We start from the raw sequence: 17,026 nt of genomic DNA on the forward strand, positions 1-17,026 counted from the left end.
CCAGGACGTCATACAAATTTCCAGATACTGGGAAGAAAAATATCACGCGCCACCCGCGCCACAAACAAGTTTTTTGGCTCACTTCATGACGTGCTCCATAACGGTGGATGAAGCGCGCGATAGCGGTGCCTGCGTGGCCGAACGGCGCGTTCATGGTGCGCTGCTCCGCACCAAACGAGTGAGGCCGCGACGCGGCATCGCCACGCAGTTTTACTAATTGGGAAAAAGCGGCGGAAAAGTTGACGGGCCTATCCACCGGTTCCAATATCGACGCAAGGCCACCCACGGGTTGCACAAGAGCGAGTGGCTCGCCTTTCACAGGGGATCGTCACATGAACAGGATCTTTGCCTGGGCCGGGGCCATGCTTGCCCTCGCGCTGGCCGTCGCAGTGCCCGCAAGCCACGCCGCGGGCTACCCGGACCGTCCGATACGCATCATCGTGCCGTATCCGCCCGGCGATCTCGCCGACGTCATTACCCGGCTGGTCGGCAACGATATGTCGCAGGAGCTCGGGCAATCCATCGTGGTCGAGAACCATCCGGGGGCCTCCGGACTCATCGGCTTGCAGCTGGCCGCGCGCGCCGAGCCCGACGGCTACACACTGGTCATGGGGCAGATGGGCGCGGTCGTCGTTGCACCGCTCACCAACGATTGGCCCATCGACGTGCGCAAGGCACTGGCGCCGGTGGCGCTGGCCTATACCAATTACATGATGCTGGTGGCCAAGCCGGATTTTCCGGCCAAGACCTTGCCGGACCTCATCGCCTATTCGAAGGCGCATCCTGGAAGCGTGCGCGTGGGTACCAACGGCGAGGGCGGCTTTCCTCATCTGTCGATGGAGCTGCTCAAGGAGAAAGCCGGCTTCGACTTCACGAACATCCCGTACAAGGGCAGCACGCAGATCATGTCGGACCTGATGTCCGGCCGCGTCGAGTTGACCGTCTTCGGCTACTCCGGCCTTTACCCCTATGTCCAGGACGGCCGCCTGATGGCGCTGGGCGTCACCGGCCGCGAGCGGGCGCCGAACGCGCCGAACATTCCCACCTTCGGCGAAAGCGTCCCGGGCTACGAGGCGCTGGGCTGGTTCGGATTGTTCGCACCCACCGGCACGCCGGCCGACGTCGTGGCCAAGGTCAACAAGGCCTTGAACAAGGCGGTGGGCGATCCACAGGTCCAGGTGCAGGCGCAGCGCCTGGGGCTGGACCCGGCGACCGGTACGCCCGCGCAGTTCGCCAAGGTCTGGCAGGACGACTACGCGAAATGGGGCGGCACCATCGGCAACCTGGGCCTGGAAAAGAAGAAGTGAACCACCGCACCAGCAACGCCGCGGCCGCGTCGCCGCCAGCAAAAAGGAGAAGCGCAGCATGACCGCACCGGAACGTCCTTCCCCCAAATATGAACCGTTCGGCTGGCACCATTGGCCCGACGACTTCTGGATGTCGTATCAGTTCCGGCGTGGCCTGGGCGAGACGCAGGAAGGCGGCGGCGCGGTCAGCGAAGTCTTCCAGGCGGCCACCCATATCACCGCCGGCGATTTCGAAACCTGGTACACCGCCTGGCGCCATATCGCCGACCGCAATGCGCGCCGGGGCGATGAGGCCCTGGCGGCGGGGCACGTGCGCACGGCCATGAACTGCTGGCTGCGCGCCGCGAACTATTACCGTGAGGCGGAGTTCTGGCTCACGCCCGACGATCCGCGCCGCCTGGACGCCTTCACGCAGGCCGAGCGTGCGTCCGCCCATGCTTTCACGCGCATGGACCCGCCGGGCGAGATCGTGGAAATCCCCTACGAAGGTGGCAAGACCCTGCCGGCGTACTTCGTGCGCTCGGCCAATGGCGGCCCGCGCCAGCCGGTGCTGATTTCAGTTGGCGGCCTGGATTCGTACAAGGATGAGCTGTGGTTCATGACGGGCCGTGGCGCCGTGCAGCGAGGCATGTCGGTGCTGATGGTGGATGGTCCGGGGCAGGGTGGCGCGCTGCGCCGGCATGGACTGGTCACCCGGCATGATTACGAAGTGCCGATCGGCCGTTGCATAGACTGGCTTTCGGCGCGGCCTGACGTCGATACCAGCCGCATCGCCGTCAGCGGCTCCAGCCTGGGCGGCTATTACTCCGCCCGCGCCGCGTCCATGGATACCCGGCTGGCGGCCTGCATCTCGCACGGCGCCATCTGGGACATCCACGAACGCTGGAAGGCGCGCGACGACAACCACGGCCTGGCCGGCCATATCAAGTGGGTGTTCGGCGCCCGAAGCATGGCCGAAGCCACAGAGATCGCCCGCCCGTTCACGCTGGAAGGCGTGCTCGAGAACATGAAATGCCCCTACCTGATCATCCATGGCGGCCATGACGTACTGGGCGTGGAAGCGGTCAGGAAGGTGCACGACTATGCCACCGCGCATGGCGTCAAGGCCACGCTGAAGTTGACCAGCGCGGAAGAAACCGGCGCCGAGCATTGCCAGCACGACAACCCCACGCTGGGGCAGGAGCTGATGCTGGACTGGCTGGCGGACGTCTTCGGCATCGACCAGAACGCGCTGTCGTTCTTCCCCGGGTAGTTGGAGCAGGCAATGAGTCATTGGTTCGAGTACTTCCCCAGCAACCATATGTGGTCGCAGGGCATGATGTTCGGCATCGAGATGGCCGGCTGGGGCGCGGCGTCGATCAGCGAGATCGACCAGATCGGCCAGAAGCTGAAGGGCCACGAAGGCGACAACGAGCTGTGGTGGAAGGAATGGGTCGACATGGCCCGCCGCATCGAAGGCTTCGGCGACCAGGAGGAAGCCAAGGGCCATACGCTGACGTCAGGCGCCTACTACCTGCGCGCGGCCATCTACTACTTCTGCGGCGAACGCTTCATCGCGCCATCGGAACGCAAATGGCAGACCTATCGCGACTGCCTGCGCTGCTTCGCCAAGGGGCTGGAGCGGCGTTTTCCGCAGATCACCCGCGCCGAGGTCCCGTATGAAGACACCACGCTGCCCGCCTGGTGGCTGCGCGCGGACGTCGACGGCCCGGCGCCCACGGTGGTGATGTTCGACGGCCTGGACAACGCCAAGGAAATGAGCGTGCTGTTCGGCGGCATCGAGATCGCCAGGCGCGGCATCCACGTGCTCGCGATCGACGGCCCGGGACAGGGCGAAGCCCTGCGGCTCCAGGGCATACCCAGCCGCTACGACTACGAGGTTCCCGCCGGCGCGGCCTACGACTGGGTCGCGGCGCGTCCCGAGGTGGACCCCAGGCGCGTCGCCGTGATGGGCTTTTCCATGGGCGGCTACTACGCGCCGCGCGCGGCGGCCAAGGATCATCGCTTCGCGGCCTGCGTCGCCTGGGGCGGGCATTTCGATTACCACGAGTCCTGGACGCGGCGGCGCCGCATCATGGAGTCGGGCGGAACGAAATTGTCCGCGCCCGGTTTCCAGCTGCCTTGGGTGCTGGGCAAGCCCGACATGGACGCCTGCATGAAGAAGCTGGAGGACTACCGCCTGAAGGACGTCGCGCCCGAGCTGCTGTGCCCGTTCTTCTGCCTGCATGGCGAAAACGACACGATCGTGCCGGTGGAGTTCGCCCAGCGCCTGTACGACGCCGTGGGCGCGCGGAACAAGACGTTGCGGGTGTTGACCGCCTACGAAGGCGGCAGCGAACACTGCCAGGAAGACAACCGCCAGGTCGGCGCGAACATCATCGCGGATTGGCTGGCGGACAACCTGTAGCGTCCGGCGTGGGCCGGCGTCCGCTACGCCTGTGACAGGGACAGCGCGGCGTGCCCGGCTTCAACGCGCCGTGCCGCCGCGCCGTCCTGTATCGATACGCCTTCCATACGGAACAGCCGCATCGTTTCGTCCGTATCGCGGGCCAGCCTTTCCAGTGACATCGCGGCGGCGGCCACCTGTTCCACCAGGGATGCATTCTGGCGGGTAATGCCGTCCAGCTCGCCGATGGCCGCATTGGCCTGCGATATGCCGGTGAGCTGCTCGTTGGCGGCGTTGCTGATGCCTTCCACCAGCGTGTTCACTTCCTCGACGCCGTCGAGCACTTCGCTCATGGTCTTGCGCGCGGCAGCCGTTCGCGCATTGCCTTCCATCACCTTCAGCGCCGAATCCTCGATCAGGTGCCTGATCTCCTTGGCCGCATGGCCGCTGCGCTGGGCCAGCGCGCGCACCTCTCCGGCGACCACGGCAAAGCCGCGGCCCTGCTCGCCCGCCCGTGCCGCTTCCACCGACGCATTCAATGCGAGGATATTGGTCTGGAAGGCAATGCTGTCGATGATGCGTGTGATTTCATTGATACGGTTGGAAGAGTCGGCGATCGACTGCATGGTCGCGCTGACCTGGTCGACCGCTTCGGTGCCGTGGCGGGCGATCAGCCGCGTGCCCGCGGAAAGCCGGCTGACGTCCTTGGACGCCGCCGCCGCCAGGCTGACGGTGGTCGTGATTTCCTCCATCGATGCCGCCGTCTGCCGCAGGTTGCCGGCCTGCGCGTCGGTACGCTCGGACAGGTGCAGATTGCCGCGTGTGAGCTCGACGGCGCTCGCCACGATGTCCCGGCTCTGGTCGCGCGCGTCGCGGACGATGGAGCCTACATTGACGCGCAGCTGTCCCAGCGCCGCCTGCAACGCGCCCACTTCGTCGTCGCGGTTGCTTGCGGGCGATTGGGTCAGATCGCCGGCCGCCAGGCGGTTCGCCGCCAGCACCACGTCGTTCAAGGGCGCGACCAGGCGGGTACGCAGGAATTGCCAGGTCACCGCCAGCAGGGCCAGCCGCAGCAGCCACGCGGCCGTGTGCCCGATGACGGAGTCGGACGGCAGGAAACGGTCGATGGCCAAAAACGCTGCCAGTACCGCGATGAAGAACAGCATCAATTGGCCGGCTAGGCCGAGCTGCAAGGCAACGGCCAGGCGCCCCCGCAGATCCCGCCTCACGGGACGACCCTTGGACAGGGCGTGAAGCCGGCGCCCGGCCTTGGCCTCCTGGCGCATGGTGGCATACAGCGCTTCCGCGTCCTGTATCTGCGCCTCGCTGGCCTCCGTGCGTACCGACATATATCCGACGGGGACGCCGTTCTCCATCAAGGGCGTGGCATTGGCCATCACCCAGTAGTAGTCGCCGTTCTTGCGGCGGTTCTTCACCGCGGCCGACCACGGCCGACCCGACGCGATCGTCGCCCACATGTCGCGAAAAGCCTCTTCGGGCATGTCCGGATGGCGAATGATGTTGTGCGGCTTGCCGAGCAATTCTTCCTTGGTATAGCCGCTGACCTCGGCGAACATGGCGTTGCAGTAGACCATTCTTCCCTTGGTGTCAGTCTTCGAAACCAGGGTGTGGCCCGTGGGAAAGGCGAATTCGTTCTCGGTGACCGGAAGGTTCAGGCGCATTGTTGTCTGTCGTGGGCGAAGGCGTGGCGGCGGTGTGGCCCGTCTTGCGTGGTTATAGAATTGGCTGCCGATTCTATTTGCGTGTGGACGATGGCGGGTTGATCCATGTCAAAGACACAACTTGCGCGCGTCTTGAGCCAAGTGCCGCGCCGTTATCTGCTGCCGCCGCTGCCCGATGGCTTGCCGCCTGGGGAGACGGACGCCGGCACCGCGGTCGCACTGGTGCTTGAGCGGGTGCGTGCAACGCTGGCGCATGGCGGAACGCCCGAGGCGCCGCTGAAAGCCAGCTTCCTGGATGCCCTGGCGCGGCTCATCCGCGAGGCGATGCGCGGGCATGGGGACGATTCCGCCCCAGGCGACCCCGTACCAGGCGACCCCGTCTTCCAAGCCATGGTGCTGCGCCATCGCATGCCGTGCGTGCGCGAGTACGCGTCCCTGGCGGCGCATGCGGAGCGGGATCGCCGCGAGGTGCGGGCCTTGGTGAATGGCGTCGCGCATCCGGGAAAGCAGGCGCGGCGATCGCCGGGTCCCGTGCACGATGTCCTGGCGCAACTGCACGCCTTGGCGGGCGCATCGCGCTGGGCGCGCCTGCGCCAGGCGGCAAGGCACGCACTGGAAACGCCCGGAATCGCCGGCGAAGCCGCAATCGAAAGCGCGCTGGCCAGCCTGGCGGCGAGTCCGGCCCTGGCGCGCCTGGACCTGCTGGATACGCTGGCGACCGATGGCGACGTGCGCCGGTACCAGGCGCTGTGGGACTTGAACGGTCCCCGTTCCGGCAGCCCCGCGGCCGTGGCGCGCGGGTCGGCGTCGCAGCGGCGCGGCGCCGAGGTGGAGGCCCAGGCAGCGAGTGCAATCGTGGCGTTGGCCCAACGTCTCGAACGCGATGAAGCCGGGGACGAAGCGGGGCAGGGTGGCCAGACGGCGTATCGCGTGGTGACCTCCATGCGTGTCCCAGCATCCCTGTCCGCCAGCGCCGATCGCGCCAAGACGGAATGGGACGTCGTCCTGCTGCGGCGGAACGCGGTGCGGCCGCAACGCGACGCGGCCTTCGGCATTGCCGAGGATCCCTGGGACGTTTGCCTGTTGGTCGAGGCAAAGGCGTCGCTGGACGCGGCGACCACGGATTTGCAAAGACTGCTGCGCGGCCTGCGCCTGCTTGCCAGCGCGGATGCAAGTCTGGTCTACCACTTCCAGACGCGCGACGGCAACGTTCCGATATCCGGCGCGTCGCTGCGCGCGCCGTGCACCGACGACGCGGCCCTGCGCGCATCCGTGCTCTATTGCTGCGACGCAGCCCAGGAAGCGCAGACGCGCCTGCTCGGCGCGGCCAGCCGGATGCAGCTCCTGTCCGCCCCCGCCAGCCTTGCATTCGCCGCCCGTTGCGCGGAAGATCCCCGGACAGGCGTCGACATGCTCGAACCGGTCTGGCAGGCACTCCTTGCCACACCCGCCTGGACGCCTGTGCTGCATCAATACACAACCCTGCGGCAGGTTCGCGAGTTGCTGGTCCACGTCGACGACTTGTCCACCACGGTCGCATCCACGGCTTAGGCCATCTCCATGGCTAAGGTCCGGATGCCCCCTGGCGACCTGCCGGATTATGGCGGCGCCACGATATGTAGAAACGATACGTAGAATTGTCCGAGGAGATCAAGATGGCCAGCAAGAACACAGTCTGCCTGTGGTACGACGGCACCGCGCAGGACGCCGCGGCGTTCTATGCGGAAACTTTCCCGGACAGCCGCGTCGTCGCGGTGCATCACGCGCCGGGCGACTATCCCTCGGGCAAGCAGGGCAATGTCCTGACCGTCGAATTCGTCGTCGCGGGCATTCCCTGCCTGGGCCTGAACGGCGGCCCGGCCTTCCGGCACAACGAGGCCTTTTCCTTCCAGATCGCGACTGACGACCAGGAGGAAACCGACCGCCTGTGGAATGCCGTCGTCGGCAACGGCGGGCAGGAAAGCGCCTGCGGCTGGTGCAAGGATAAGTGGGGTTTGTCGTGGCAGATCACGCCGCGCGCCCTGATCGCGGCCATCACCGATCCGGATCCTGCCGCCGCCAAGCGCGCTTTCGACGCCATGATGGGGATGACCCGAATCGACATCGCGGCGATCGAGGCCGCGCGGCGCGGCTGAGGGCAACGGATCCCAAGCCAACGGATCCCAGGCCAACGGGTCTGAGGCCAACGGGTCTCAGGCCAACGGGTCTGAGGCTACCGGGTCCCAGGCCAACGGATCTCAGGCCAACGGATCTCAGGCCAACACCACGTCCACGCCGGCGCGGCGCCACCGCCGCAGTTCGTCTTCGACGCCGTCATCATCATGCGGATTGGTGACGATGCGGCTGACTTCCTGCGGTTTGGCATAGCACACACGGCTGACCAATCCGACCTTGCTGTAGTCGGCGAGCAGCACGCGCTCCCTGGCCTGCGCGGCCATCGCTTGCGCCACTTCCGCTTCATGGCTCGCGTAGCTGGTCGCGCCGTGTGTGGCGCTGAGTCCCACCGGCGACAGCAGGGCCAGGTCCGCGTGGTAGCGCCCGATCTCGTTGATCGTCCCGCTGCCATAGGTCGCGGGCACATCGCCGTGTGGCGTGCCACCCAGCAGGATGACTTCATGACGTGGCGATTCGCTGGGGGCGTCGCGGCGCGCCAGCGTCATGGCCACGCCCAGGGAATTCGTCACCACGGTCAGGCCGGACATCCCGCGCAGTGCTTCGGCCAGGTAGCCGGTGGTCGTCCCGGCATCCAGCAGGATCACCTGTCCCGGCGCCAGCATCGGCAGCACGGCGCGGGCGATGGCGCGCTTCTCGCGCGCGCGCAGATGCTGGCGCTGCGCGTAAGGCGGCTCGGCATGCGCGGCTGTCGTGACCACGCCGCCATGTACCCGCCGCAGCGCGCCCTGCGCTTCGAGCTCGAGGACGTCGCGCCGCACCGTCTCGCGCGATACCGAGAGTTCGCGCGCGAGCCGCTCCGTGCTGACGCGCTCGAAGGCGCCGAGCAAAGCCTGGATGCGGGCGATGCGTTCTTCCTGCAGCATGTCTGGTGTGGTCCTGCTCGATTGCGGACGGGTTGGAAACCGGCTTGGAAGCCGGGGCTGAAACGGGGCTGCAAAGGGGGTTGGAAACGCAAGACGCCGCGCCTCGATACCGTGGCGCGGCGCCTCTACCCGCGGAACTTCAAGGCATCAAAGATCTTCCATGCCCATCGCGGGATCGCTCAGGCCGTCCTTGCCCGTCTCGACGCGGCCGGCGAAGCGGCGCGACCAGCCGGGCTGCTCGGCGCAGGTGACCAGGAAATCGTACCACTGGGCGCTGTCCTTCAGGTCCCAATGCACGTCCTGGGTGGCGCCAGCGACGACCGTCAGGTTCCATGGCCCGTCGTTGCGGTAGGCCTTGGCCCGAACCGTCAGGTGCGCGTCCTTGCCGCCGGTGTTCATGCCGGTCAGGTAGACGTTGCCGTTCGCCACGTCGTAGCAGACGCGCACTTCGGGCACGGCGGCGCCGTTGGCCGCCTGCGCCGCCAGGTCGCCGGTGTAGCCCCGGTGATAGCCGTTCGGTCCCAGTACCCACAGGTCGTAGCGGCCGTCATCGGTGGCCCTGGTGTCCCAGCTGTCGTCCAGCTGCTTACCGGCCTCCACCACGTAGCGGCGCGGAATACGGTCCAGATGCAGGCGGTCGTACACGTGGAACACCGCGGCAGCCGAACCCGTATTGGAGAAGATCAGCTTGACGGCGCCCGTCGAAGCGTCCGCGCGCGCGCTGGTGTGCAGCTCGTACGGCAAGGCGCGTGACGGACGCGTCCCGCTTCCCTGGCGCGGCAGGTTCTGCGGCGTGGGCAGGGCCACCTGGCCCAGCGCATCCTGCGAAATGCGCAGCGTGTCCGCATCGTTGCGGGTGCGGCGGCCGTTCAGCGTGGGCAGCGCATCGTCGTTGGGCGTGGCGAAATTGAAGGCCGAGGTCAGGTCGCCGAAGACCGCGCGGCGGTACGGACTGATCTGGGTTTCGGCGACCCCGAAACGGGCTTCCAGGAAGCGCAGCACGGACGTATGGTCGAACTGCTGCGAATTCACCCACCCGCCACGGCTCCATGGCGAGATCACATACATCGGAACGCGCGGTCCCGGCCCGTAGCAGTCGCCATCCGGCGTGGGCATCGTGGTGTTCGGCACCACGCCATGCGTGTAGTACTCGTACGACATATCGGCGGCGCTCAGCGTCGACTTGCCGAAGGTGGCGCCCGACGTCAGATCCAGCGACGGCGCGCAGGGCGGCGGCACGTGGTCGAAATAGCCGTCGTTCTCGTCGAAGTTGATCAGCAGCACGGTCTTGGACCATACGTCCGGATTCGCGGTCAGCGCATCCAGCACCTCCTGGGTGTACCAGCCGCCTTGCACGGGGCTCGACGGCCCCGGATGCTCGGAATAGGTTTCCGGCGCGATGATCCAGGACACCTGCGCCAGCTTGTTGTCCAGGATGTCCTGCTTGAACGTGCCCAGGAAGCCGCCATCCGGCATCGTGTTGGCGATGCCCTTGTAGAGCGGGTTGTTCACGTCGTCGGTGGGGGCGTACGCCGGGTTCACCGGCACGTCATGGTAGACCGGCTTGCCGGAACGCAGGTTGGCGTCGCGATATTGCTTGAAGCCGATCAAGGGGTTGTCGGTGAAGTTGTCAGGCATGTTCTGGTAAACCATCCAGGACACGCCGGCCTGCGTCAGCCGTTCGGGATAGGTCACCCAGTCGAAGCCCGTCGTCGCCAGGTTGGTGGTCGTGTCCAGGCCGTCCCATACGTTGTTCACCACCACGTGCGCGGACGGCGTATTCGCGCCGTTGGTACCGGTCCAATGGAACAGGCGATTGGTATTGGTGCCGCCGTGCAGCGAGCAGAAGTAGCCGTCGCATAGCGTGAAGGCGTTGGCCAGTGCGAATTGGAAGGACGCTTCCTGTTCGGTGAAGTAGCCCATGGATTGCGTACGTTTGTAGCGCGCCCACTGGTACATGCGGCCCTTGTCCCACGCGTCGCGCGCATCGTTCCAGCTGTGCGGCGTGCCGCTGACACGCTGCGCATTGCCGGCGGTCTGGTCCAGGTGATACGGCAGGATGGGCTTGCCGTTGGCGTCCAGCTGCTGCCAGACGTTCAGCGCGTTCGGTACCGGGATCGTGAAGCGATCGCCGAAGCCGCGCACGCCGGCCAGCGTGCCGAAGTAGTTGTCGAAGGAACGGTTTTCCTGCATCAGGATGACGACGTGCTCGACATCCTTGATGGTGCCCGTGCGATTGTTCGCCGGGATGGCCAGCGCCCGGCGGATGCTGGGCGGGAACATGCTCAATGCGGTCAGGGACGCGGTGGCGCCCAGGCTGTTGCGCAGAAACTTGCGTTTGGCGTTGTTGATCATTGTCGGTTCGCGGGTCGGTTGTGGCGCGAAGGCCTGCATGGCGGGCGCGATGCCGCCAGGGTCGCTATCGGAAGGAAGGGGAAGAGCGCGGGAACTGCGTTCGCGGCGGACCACCGCGCTACGGCGCGCAGTGCATGACCGGCGTCGGGGGCTGCGGCATCCCCGGCTGATCCGGGTTCGTCGGCTGGGTGGGGGTGTCGGGATTCGACGGAGCGTCGTCATCGTCGTCGTGGTCACCACCGCAGGCGGTGAGCGAACAAGCGATGGCGACAGCGGCCAGCAGCATGGGCCAGCGCGCGGCGGGACGGGCGTGGGAGTGTCGGATAGGGGTCGGTTTCATGCGGCGAGAGAGGCGGGTTGCAGAAACGGCCGTCGGGCCGGCCGTGCGCGGTGGAGTGTGCGTTTGAATCCGTTCAAACGCACAATTCCAAAAAAGTGCAACCGCATGATCGGCCAGCGAGGTGACATGGCCGTGACAGGGAGGTTTAAGGAAGATGGCGGGAATGTGGAGCGGGAACGTATCGCCCGCTGCCCGCCTTCACTTTCCCTGCTGCAAGCTCTGCTTCAATCCCGTCTGTTCCGCCGCCGTGCGCGAGACTTCCAGTTTCTTCGCGATCACTGCCTTGAATTCGCTCGGCGAGTTTCCTGTGGGAATGAACCCCATGGACAGGAATTTTTCGCCCAGCTTGGGGTCTCGCAGCGCATCCATGAGTGCGCTGTTCAAGGTGGTCTTCAAGCTGTCCGGCATTCCTTTGGGGCCAACCAGGCCGTAGAAGAAAGTGCTTTCCAACCCAGGCACCGCTTCCGAAAGTGTCTGCACGTCGGACAGTCCCGCCCAGCGCGTGGTCGATCCGACCGCGATGGCACGGGCCGAGCCGCTTTTGATGTAGGGCAGCGCCACGCCCAGCGGCAGCACCAGCATATCGACGTGGCCGGCGATCAGGTCGGTCAAGGCAGGGCCTGTTCCAGGGTAGCCGATGATGGTGGTCTTCACGCCCGCCGCATCCTGTATGCGCAGGCTATCCAGATGCATGCCGCCACCCGACACGACAGCGAAGTTGAGTTTGCCTGGATTCTTTTTGGCGTATGCGACGAAGTCGGCGAACGTCTTGATCGGCACCGATGGGTTGACCACCAGCACCGTGCCGCCGGAGGCGATCTGGCCGATATGGTCGAAGTCCTTCACCAGGTCGTAACCCAGATCGTCCCGCACCGCGGCGTTGCCGATATCGGAATCCGTCCAGATGCCCAGGGTATAGCCGTCCGGAGCGGCGCCCTTCAGGTCCCTGATGCCGATGACGCCCGTGCCGCCCGGGCGATTCTTCACGATGACCTGCTGCCCCCACTTGCGGGACAGCACCTCGGCGACGCTGCGCGCGACCGTATCGGTGCCACCGCCGGGCGCATAACCGACGATCAGCGTGACAGGACGACTTGGGAACTCGCCGGCATGCGCTGCCGGCAACAGCAATGCAATAGCGGCCCACACGGCTATGGACCAACGGGCTATCAGCTTCATTTTGTCTTCCTCCTCAGGGGATGACAGGTCGCGACGCCTTGCTATACCTGCGGCTTGCACGATCCTGCGCGATCCACTATACAAAAAAACATCTGACCGTCAAAGAAAATATTAGTCTTCTATAGAAGACACCTATGCCACGCGGGGCGGCGTCATCCTTTGTGCCGAGCCCTTTCAGCCACCTCGGCGGGCTCGAAGGCCGTGTGACGTCCGCAGTCACGGCAATACCAACAGGCGCACATACCTATGACGTTCTGTATAGAGAACATGGGTAGCCTATTGCAAACGAAACGTGCTTGTCCTACCATGGCCAGAAAGCGACACGGGCCCCGTCGCCCATACGGCCGGCACGTTCTTCCGGCACACGAACATCCACAGGAGGAGACATGTCCGAAGTCCAACTACCCCCAGAGCTCCCGTCCGGTTCAGCCGAACACGTCGATATCCTGATCGTCGGCGCCGGATTCGGCGGGCTTTATGCCATACACCGCATGCGCAAGCTCGGGCTTCAGGTGCGTTGCATCGAGGCGGCAAGCGGGGTGGGCGGCACGTGGTTCTGGAATCGCTACCCGGGCGCGCGCTGCGACGTCGAAAGCCTCGACTACTCCTATTCGTTCTCCAACGAGCTACAGCAGGAATGGAGCTGGTCGCATCGCTACGCCGAACAGCCGGAGATCCTGGCCTACCTCAACCACGTTGCCGACCGCTTCGACCTGCGCCAGCACATACGCTTCGAGACGCGGGTGACCGGCATGCGCTACGACGAAGACCGCGCGGTGTGGCGGGTCTCGACCGACAAGGGCCCCGTGGTGGAGGCGCGCTTCTGCATCATGGCCAGCGGCAATCTGTCGGCGCCACGTGTTCCGGACATTCCCGGCATCGAGCGCTTCAAGGGTGAATGGCATCATTCAGCCCGCTGGCCGGACCAGGGCGTGGACTTCACGGGCAAGCGCGTCGCGCTCATCGGCACGGGCGCCACCGGCGTGCAGATGCTGCCCAGGATTGCCGCGCAGGCAAGCCTGGTCACCGTCTTCCAACGCACCGCGAACTTCAGCGTGCCCGCAAACAACCATCCCATGCCGGAAGACGAGGAACGCGAGCAGAAGGCCAACTACCCGGCGCTGCGCAAGGCCGCGCGCAAGCAGGCCTCCGGCATGTCGCGGGTCGCCATTCCCACCATGTCCGCCCTCGACATGCCACGCGAGGACAGGCTGCGCCTCTACGAACGGCTATGGGCCAAGGGCGGCAGCGCCCGCATGATGGGCGCGTTCACCGATCTCATGCGCAATGCGGAGGCGAATGAAAGCCTCGCGGCATTCGTCCGCGAGAAGATCCGCGCGGTCGTCAAGGATCCCGCAACGGCCGAAATCCTGACGCCGCGCGATCACCCGATCGGGTCGCGCCGGCTTTGCGTGGACACGGACTACTACGAGAGCTACAACCGGGACAACGTCAAGCTGGTGGACGCCAGACGCACGCCCATCCAGGAGATCACCGAAAAAGGCCTGCGCACCACCGAAGCCGAATACGAAGTCGACATCATCGCCTTCGCGACCGGCTTCGACGCGATGACTGGCGCGCTGAACGAGATATCCATCGTCGGACGCGCCGGCGAGCGCCTGGGTGAAAAATGGCGCACCGGGCCGGCGACCTACCTGGGCCTCATGGTGCACGGCTTTCCGAACATGTTCATCGTGACGGGCCCTGGCAGTCCTTCGGTCAAGGCCAACATGGTCACCGCGATCGAGCAGCACGTCGAGTGGATATCGGATTGCCTGACCTATCTCGACGAGCACGACATCGACACGATAGAGCCGACGTCCCAGGCCGAAGACGATTGGGTACGGCATGTCAACGAGGTAGCCAACGGGACGCTTTTCCCGCAGGCGACCAACTCCTGGTATGTCGGCGCCAACATCCCCGGCAAGCCGCGCGTCTTCATGCCCTATGTCGCCGGCCTTCCCGCGTACATCAAGACATGCGAAGAGGTCGTCGCCGACGGCTATCGCGGTTTCGACCTGCGGAAAAGCAGGGTGGATGCGGAGGCCGGGATATGACGGTGCGAAGCATATTCGTGGTGGGTGGCGCGTCCGGCATCGGCCTGGAGACCGCCCGCTATTTTCTCGAACATGGCGACGCCGTGACCATCGTCGACGTCGATGCCGAAAAAGTGAGCCAGGCCGAGGCCGCGCTCGCCAGGTCCGGAGGCCGCGTCAGCGGCGTGCCAGCCGACGTCAGGGAGCGCGACAGCCTGGGCGCAGCCTTCGCCCACGGGGCCGCCCGCCATGGCGGTATCGATGCGCTGGTCTTCACCGCGGGCGTGCTGCTTCCCGCGACGCTCGCCGATATGACGGACGAGGTCTACGACCTCACCTTCGACGTGAACGCCAGGGGTTTCTGGCGCTGCGCCCAGGCTGCCTTGCCGCACTTCCCCGATACCGGCGGCGCAATCGTCGCAATATCGTCGTCGGCGGGCCTGCGCCCCAAGGCGGGTAACGGCGCCTACGCGGCGTCCAAGGTCGCGTTGCAGTTCCTGGCGCGTACGCTGGCCCTGGAAGTCGCGCACAGGCAGATACGCGTGAACTGCATCTGTCCCAGCATGCTCAAGACGCCGATGACCGAAAAGTTCATCGCCGGTTCCGCGCAGGGCGGCTTTCACCTGACGGCAACCACGCCGCTCGGCCGCCTGTGCACGGAAGCCGACATCGCGCGGACCATCGCCTTCCTGTGCTCTGAAGATGCGTCATTCATCACCGGCGCGACCATCGCCGTGGATGGCGGATCGACCGCCGGCATGGCGATGGCGCGCTGACTGAGCTGCTATAGTCGCAACGACCCTGTGACAGGAATGATTTCATCGTGAGTACTGAGTACGGACTCGAGGCTGAACCGCAATCGGACAAGCCTGCCCGTTCCGGAAAACCCAGGAGCGCGGACGGCGCCGAACGCGTCGTAGGCAAGCCCGTGGGCGCGATCGTTTCCGGACTGGCGGTCCTGCGGGCGCTGCATCAGGCGCAGCGTCCCCAAAGGGCCAGCGAGGTCGCGCGCGAAACCGGCCTGCATCGCGGAACGGCATTCAACATCCTGCGTACCTTCCAGCGCGAAGGCCTGGTCGCCTATAACGAACGCGAACAGACCTACAGCATAGGCGTCATGGTCCTGGAACTCGCGCATGGCGTCCTGCGCACCAGCGGCTTGCTGGATGTGATCCGGCCGGAGATGTTTTCACTGGCGGAACGCGTAGGCGTGACGGTCGCGCTGGCGAAGGTCGAAAAGAGCTATGACCTGGTGCTGCTCGACTTCGTCGGCGGCGGTTTTCGCGTCGACAGTTATTTCAGCATGGGCCGCCGGTCGCCACGCTTCTCGGGGGCATCGGGCCTGGTCATGGCCGCCTTCTCCGGGGCCACCCCGGAACTGGTGGAGTCGGCGTATGGGCAGACGGAGTGGTTTCGCAAACCCGCCTTCGAGGAATACCTCCAGCGTATCGAAACCACACGGGCGCGCGGCTACGCCCTGGATTCGGGTGACCGAAGGCGCGGCCTGACGCAGATCGCCGTCCCGATCTTCTCCCAGGCGGGGCCTTTGACGCTGGTCCTGACGGCGGTCAATTTCAGCTACACCATGACCGAACAGAAGATCGCGGAAGTGGCCGAAGCCATGCTGGCCTTCGCCGACCGTATGTCCCCGGAGCTGGGACGCCTGCGCCTGGAATGATCGAACCGTCGCCCGCGTGGCGCGGTCGTGCTCCAGTCCTGGACCGCGGCAATCACCAGCGTTGCGCCGGCTCCGGCAGCGCCAGCGCCACGCGCAAGGCCTTGCACATCCGGTGGAATTCCATGTCCACCGCCGCGCTGAGCCGGCGCGCGCGCAGGAAGCCGTGGATCATCCCCACGCCGATGCGCATGTCCACCGGCACTCCCGCGGCGCTCAGCTTTTCGGCATAGCGCCTGCCGTCGTCCAGCAGCGGATCGTGATCCGCCAGCAGCAGATAGGCAGGCGGCAGTCCCGCATGGCTCGCCGCGCGCATGGGCAAGGCATAGCCGTCGTCGCGCAGGGCGGCCGCCGAAGCCGGCAGAAAGGATTCCAGCGCGTACGCCATGCCTTCACGCGTCAGGAAGGCGTCCTGGGTATTGTGCAGATAGCTCGGGGTGTCGAGGTCCGCATCCAGCGTCGGATAGGCCAGGGCCTGCATGCGCAGCCGGGGACCGCCACGATCGCGGGCCAGCAGGGCGCAGGCCGCCGCCAGATTGGCGCCCGCGCTGTCGCCCGCCACGGCGAGGCGATCGGGATCGATGCCCAGCATGTCCGCTTCGCGCGCCGCCCAGGTCAGGGCCTCATAAGCGTCTTCAGTGGGCGCTGGATAGGGATTTTCCGGCGCGCGGCGGTAATGCACGCTCAGCACCTGCGCGCCGGTGTTCGCGGCCAGGCTGGCGGTAATGAAGTCGTGTCCCTGCGGACTGCCGGCGACGAAGCTGCCGCCGTGCAGATAGACGATCGCTGGCAGCGGTGCGTCGGCGCGCGGCCTGTACACGCGCACGAGTATTTCGCGGCCAGGCAGCACGATGTAGGTATCGGTGACGTCCAGGGACGCGGGGTAGGGCTCGCTGATCAGCGCGGCCTGTCGATCCGCGCGCGCGCGCCGCTGTGCCAGGGTCAAGGCGCCGAGCTCGCCCATCTCCGCCAGGGCCTTGCGGGTGCGGTCTACATAGTCCTGGATGCCGGGGTCGTACGCCATGGAA

General features: G+C 65.9%; 13 protein-coding genes. 8 read left to right on the forward strand and 5 right to left on the reverse strand.

What is annotated here, in order from left to right; genetic code table 11:
* The first annotated feature begins 332 nt into the window (after positions 1-332).
* The 3 genes from CAL12_RS11155 to CAL12_RS11165 are packed head-to-tail and all read left to right on the forward strand — an operon-like array spanning position 333 to position 3,714.
* Positions 333-1,307 (forward strand): Bug family tripartite tricarboxylate transporter substrate binding protein, encoded by a 975-nt coding sequence (locus CAL12_RS11155; protein WP_086064537.1) that lies wholly within the window; start codon positions 333-335, stop codon positions 1,305-1,307.
* Between the two features lie 58 nt (positions 1,308-1,365).
* Entirely contained in the window at positions 1,366-2,559 is a 1,194-nt protein-coding gene (locus tag CAL12_RS11160; protein WP_086064538.1) for an alpha/beta hydrolase family protein, read from the forward strand.
* Between the two features lie 12 nt (positions 2,560-2,571).
* Complete coding sequence (locus tag CAL12_RS11165; protein WP_086064539.1) at positions 2,572-3,714, forward strand: alpha/beta hydrolase family protein; 1,143 nt, start codon at positions 2,572-2,574, stop codon at positions 3,712-3,714.
* 23 nt (positions 3,715-3,737) lie between these two features.
* On the opposite strand, the gene CAL12_RS11170 is transcribed toward CAL12_RS11165, so the two are convergent.
* Entirely contained in the window at positions 3,738-5,375 is a 1,638-nt protein-coding gene (locus CAL12_RS11170; RefSeq protein ID WP_086064540.1) for a methyl-accepting chemotaxis protein, read from the reverse strand.
* Between the two features lie 105 nt (positions 5,376-5,480).
* On the opposite strand from CAL12_RS11170, the gene CAL12_RS11175 reads away from it, so the two are divergent.
* Positions 5,481-6,926: a hypothetical protein gene (locus CAL12_RS11175; protein WP_086064541.1), complete on the forward strand. Its 1,446-nt coding sequence runs from the start codon at positions 5,481-5,483 to the stop codon at positions 6,924-6,926.
* Between the two features lie 104 nt (positions 6,927-7,030).
* Positions 7,031-7,510 carry a VOC family protein gene (locus CAL12_RS11180; RefSeq protein WP_086064542.1) on the forward strand — a complete coding sequence of 160 codons (480 nt, stop codon included), beginning with the start codon at positions 7,031-7,033 and terminating at the stop codon, positions 7,508-7,510.
* Between the two features lie 117 nt (positions 7,511-7,627).
* Here CAL12_RS11180 and CAL12_RS11185 read toward each other — a convergent pair whose 3' ends face one another.
* The 3 genes from CAL12_RS11185 to CAL12_RS11195 all read right to left on the reverse strand — a co-directional run bounded on the left by CAL12_RS11185 (position 7,628) and on the right by CAL12_RS11195 (position 12,287).
* Complete coding sequence (locus CAL12_RS11185; RefSeq protein ID WP_086064543.1) at positions 7,628-8,413, reverse strand: DeoR/GlpR family DNA-binding transcription regulator; 786 nt, start codon at positions 8,411-8,413, stop codon at positions 7,628-7,630.
* A gap of 147 nt (positions 8,414-8,560) precedes the next feature.
* Positions 8,561-10,768, reverse strand: a complete 2,208-nt coding sequence (locus CAL12_RS11190) for a phosphocholine-specific phospholipase C (RefSeq protein WP_086067823.1) — start codon at positions 10,766-10,768, stop codon at positions 8,561-8,563.
* Positions 10,769-11,306: 538 nt separating this feature from the next.
* On the reverse strand, positions 11,307-12,287 hold the full coding sequence (locus CAL12_RS11195; RefSeq protein WP_086064544.1) for a Bug family tripartite tricarboxylate transporter substrate binding protein: 981 nt from the start codon (positions 12,285-12,287) through the stop codon (positions 11,307-11,309).
* Between the two features lie 386 nt (positions 12,288-12,673).
* Here CAL12_RS11195 and CAL12_RS11200 point away from each other — a divergent pair, with 386 nt between their 5' ends.
* The 3 genes from CAL12_RS11200 to CAL12_RS11210 are packed head-to-tail and all read left to right on the forward strand — an operon-like array spanning position 12,674 to position 16,001.
* Positions 12,674-14,344 carry a flavin-containing monooxygenase gene (locus CAL12_RS11200; RefSeq protein WP_157792960.1) on the forward strand — a complete coding sequence of 557 codons (1,671 nt, stop codon included), beginning with the start codon at positions 12,674-12,676 and terminating at the stop codon, positions 14,342-14,344.
* The gene (locus CAL12_RS11205; RefSeq protein ID WP_157792961.1) at positions 14,341-15,099 is read left to right on the forward strand and encodes an SDR family NAD(P)-dependent oxidoreductase; all 759 of its coding nucleotides are present in this window, start codon (positions 14,341-14,343) and stop codon (positions 15,097-15,099) included. The genes CAL12_RS11200 and CAL12_RS11205 overlap by 4 nt, the downstream gene beginning before the upstream one ends.
* A gap of 47 nt (positions 15,100-15,146) precedes the next feature.
* The gene (locus CAL12_RS11210; protein ID WP_086064546.1) at positions 15,147-16,001 is read left to right on the forward strand and encodes an IclR family transcriptional regulator; all 855 of its coding nucleotides are present in this window, start codon (positions 15,147-15,149) and stop codon (positions 15,999-16,001) included.
* 52 nt (positions 16,002-16,053) lie between these two features.
* On the opposite strand, the gene CAL12_RS11215 is transcribed toward CAL12_RS11210, so the two are convergent.
* Positions 16,054-17,022, reverse strand: coding sequence for an alpha/beta hydrolase (locus CAL12_RS11215; protein ID WP_086064547.1), 969 nt, complete (start codon positions 17,020-17,022; stop codon positions 16,054-16,056).
* Between the last annotated feature and the right edge of the window lie 4 nt (positions 17,023-17,026).

It is taken from the genome of Bordetella genomosp. 8, from assembly GCF_002119685.1.
Classification (GTDB): domain Bacteria; phylum Pseudomonadota; class Gammaproteobacteria; order Burkholderiales; family Burkholderiaceae_B; genus Bordetella_C.

Coding starts and splice junctions, on each gene's coding strand:
- CAL12_RS11200 (WP_157792960.1), top strand. CDS start 12,674: ATGTCCGAAGTCCAACTACCCCCAGAGCTCCCGTCCGGTTCAGCCGAA.
- CAL12_RS11205 (WP_157792961.1), top strand. CDS start 14,341: ATGACGGTGCGAAGCATATTCGTGGTGGGTGGCGCGTCCGGCATCGGC.
- CAL12_RS11165 (WP_086064539.1), top strand. CDS start 2,572: ATGAGTCATTGGTTCGAGTACTTCCCCAGCAACCATATGTGGTCGCAG.
- CAL12_RS11155 (WP_086064537.1), top strand. CDS start 333: ATGAACAGGATCTTTGCCTGGGCCGGGGCCATGCTTGCCCTCGCGCTG.
- CAL12_RS11160 (WP_086064538.1), top strand. CDS start 1,366: ATGACCGCACCGGAACGTCCTTCCCCCAAATATGAACCGTTCGGCTGG.
- CAL12_RS11195 (WP_086064544.1), bottom strand. CDS start 12,287: ATGAAGCTGATAGCCCGTTGGTCCATAGCCGTGTGGGCCGCTATTGCA.
- CAL12_RS11190 (WP_086067823.1), bottom strand. CDS start 10,768: ATGATCAACAACGCCAAACGCAAGTTTCTGCGCAACAGCCTGGGCGCC.
- CAL12_RS11175 (WP_086064541.1), top strand. CDS start 5,481: ATGTCAAAGACACAACTTGCGCGCGTCTTGAGCCAAGTGCCGCGCCGT.
- CAL12_RS11180 (WP_086064542.1), top strand. CDS start 7,031: ATGGCCAGCAAGAACACAGTCTGCCTGTGGTACGACGGCACCGCGCAG.
- CAL12_RS11185 (WP_086064543.1), bottom strand. CDS start 8,413: ATGCTGCAGGAAGAACGCATCGCCCGCATCCAGGCTTTGCTCGGCGCC.
- CAL12_RS11170 (WP_086064540.1), bottom strand. CDS start 5,375: ATGCGCCTGAACCTTCCGGTCACCGAGAACGAATTCGCCTTTCCCACG.
- CAL12_RS11215 (WP_086064547.1), bottom strand. CDS start 17,022: ATGGCGTACGACCCCGGCATCCAGGACTATGTAGACCGCACCCGCAAG.